Genomic DNA, 2290 nt, shown 5'->3' with positions numbered 1-2290 from the left:
GCCCCCGAACTGGTGCGCACCGTGCTGCGCGACAACGAACCCGACTGGGTCAACACCATCTTCCTGTCCACCCGGTTCAAGGCCTGGCGGGTCGGCGGATACAACGAATACCTCTACACATTCTTCAAATGCCTAACCGATGAACGCATCGCCTACGCCGACGGCTGGTTCGCCGAGGCCCACGACGATTCCTCCTCGATCACCCTCGACGGCTGGGAAATCCAGCGCCGCTGCCCACACCTCAAAGCCGACCTGTCCAAATTCGGTGTCGTCGAAGGAAACACCCTCACCTGCAACCTGCACGGCTGGCAATGGAACCTCGACAACGGCAAATGCCTCACCACCAAGGGCCACGAATTGCGCTCCGCACGCCAAGAGCAGACAGCGCCGGGCAGCACGTCATGACCGCCGGGCCGCGGCAGTACTACGACGACGGCATGATCCAGCTGGATCGTGAGGCGATCACACTGCGCCGGTACCACTTTCCGTCCGGCACCTCGAAGGTGATCCCGCTGCGCGACATCCGCGGCTACCAGGCCGAGTCGCTCGGCCTGTTCGTCAACCGGTTCCGCATCTGGGGCAGCAGCGATCTGCGCCGCTGGCTACCGCTGGATGTCTGGCGCCCCACCAAGTCGACGCTGATCATCTTGAAGGTCAACGGAACTCATCTCGATCCGGCCTTCACACCGCAGCGGCCCACCGAGTTCATCGCGGTGCTCGACGAGTTGCTCGGCCGCTAACGGGCCGAAACGACCTGCCGCAACTCGGAGGCCGCACTCGAAGCACTGTCGTAGACCCGGACGATGGCCTCGTCCCCGGCCTTGAGATAGGTGGACTCACCCAGCGGGGTGTAGCGGGTGGCCCCGATGCCGATCAGCACGTTCTCGGGATGCCCGCTGGCCACCATCAGGGCGCCGACATCCTCCAACGGCGTGTCCGCCGAACCCTTCTGGTTGGCCAACCGCTCGACGATCCAATCCAGCAGCACCTCGCCGTAATACGAGTAGCCCACCAGCGGCGAATCCACGCCGTACGCGTGCTGCTGGCCGCTGTCCTCCCGCAGGTAGCACACCAGCCGCATGTCGGCGGTCGGCCCGTCCGGCGTCAGATCGCTGATCTCGAAGAACTGCGGTGCAACGCCTTTCGACGCCGGACCCCAGTTCTTCTTGTAGCTGATCTTGGGCGCGCCCGGCCTGCGGATCGAGCAGTCGTTGAAGGCGCCCAGCGCGAAGGGCTCCAGCCGCGCGACCGTGTCGCCGTTCCACACGACGTGGCAGGCCACGCCGACTTCGGGTTCGATCTGCAGGTTCAGCGGTCCGTCAACCTCGCCGGGCTCCGGCAGCAGGATCGCGTCGGTGGACAGCGGGAACTCGCCGAGGAAGTCGTCGCGCCCCGGCGCGTACCACGGGAAGATGCCCTTGGGCGCGTACCCTTCGGTCACGACCTTGACGAAATCGCCCGCCTCACCCGCTTGTTCGAGGTGTCCCGCAAAGTTGCCCGCCACCCCGAAGCCGAACCAGTTCCGCACTTCGCCGAGGTCGATGTCGATCATGATTGCCAACCCTACTTCGGCCACCACAAGCCGGTGACAAGTCGCCCTTAAGTCCGCGGGGCCAGGCTCTACGCCATGCCCACCGCAGCGCCCCGAATCACCGTCGTACCCCGCCAGTCCGGCGACCCCGAACCGGACCTGCTCGGCATCACGGTGGCGCATCGCGCCATGCTGGCTGACCTGCGCCGGCTCATCGATCTGGCCATCGCGGTGCGCGATCGTGACGTGATCTGCACGCCCGGCCGGGCGCGGGCCATCTCGCGGTACGTCGAACTGCTGTGCGAGTCCATCCATCACCACCACAGCACCGAGGACACCGTGTTGTGGCCGGTGATCCAGGCCAGTGTCGGCAGCCATCTCGACCTGAGTGAACTGACCGAGGACCACGCCGCCCTGGACCCCCGGTTGGACCAGTTGCGGGCCAGGGCCGCCGCCTTCCGGCTGTCGATGGGCGATCGGCACATCGCCGCCCTGATGGTCATCGAACTGGCCGAACTGTCGGCGCTGCTCACCGAGCACATCGAGGAAGAGGAACACGACGTGTTCCCGCTGATCACCGAGCACGTGTCGGTCGCGGATTGGACCGCCGTGGAGGCGACGGCCAGGGCGGGCGGCCGGCTGTGGTTCGAGGGCCCACGCGCCCTGGCGGTGATGACCAACGACGAGCGCGCCCAGCTGGTCGGGCGCGGCGGGATCGGTCTGCGGATCGTGCTTGCCGTCGTCGCGATGCGCTACCGC

Annotated in this window: 4 protein-coding genes; 3 read left to right on the top strand and 1 reads right to left on the bottom strand. The window is 66.5% G+C overall.

What is annotated here, in order from left to right; genetic code table 11:
* Positions 1–405, top strand: a 405-nt coding sequence (locus tag BN4332_RS24620) for a Rieske (2Fe-2S) protein (RefSeq protein WP_160110929.1), incomplete at its 5' end; no start/stop codon positions are given.
* Entirely contained in the window at positions 402–740 is a 339-nt protein-coding gene (locus tag BN4332_RS24615; protein WP_066902096.1) for a hypothetical protein, read from the top strand. The genes BN4332_RS24620 and BN4332_RS24615, both read left to right, overlap by 4 nt.
* Here BN4332_RS24615 and BN4332_RS24610 read toward each other — a convergent pair.
* Positions 737–1552 carry a DUF5718 family protein gene (locus BN4332_RS24610; protein ID WP_066902099.1) on the bottom strand — a complete coding sequence of 272 codons (816 nt, stop codon included), beginning with the start codon at positions 1550–1552 and terminating at the stop codon, positions 737–739. The two genes, BN4332_RS24615 and BN4332_RS24610, sit on opposite strands and share 4 nt — an antisense overlap.
* A 75-nt stretch (positions 1553–1627) precedes the next feature.
* Between BN4332_RS24610 and BN4332_RS24605 the strand changes: the two genes are divergently transcribed.
* The coding region (locus BN4332_RS24605) for a hemerythrin domain-containing protein (RefSeq protein ID WP_066902098.1) at positions 1628–2290 on the top strand (663 nt) is incomplete at its 3' end.

It is taken from the genome of Mycolicibacterium houstonense, from assembly GCF_900078665.2.
In the GTDB taxonomy this organism is placed as follows: Bacteria; Actinomycetota; Actinomycetes; order Mycobacteriales; family Mycobacteriaceae; genus Mycobacterium; species Mycobacterium houstonense.
Note: the sequence above shows the minus strand (reverse complement) of the source record. Positions and strands in the feature narration are given on the sequence as shown.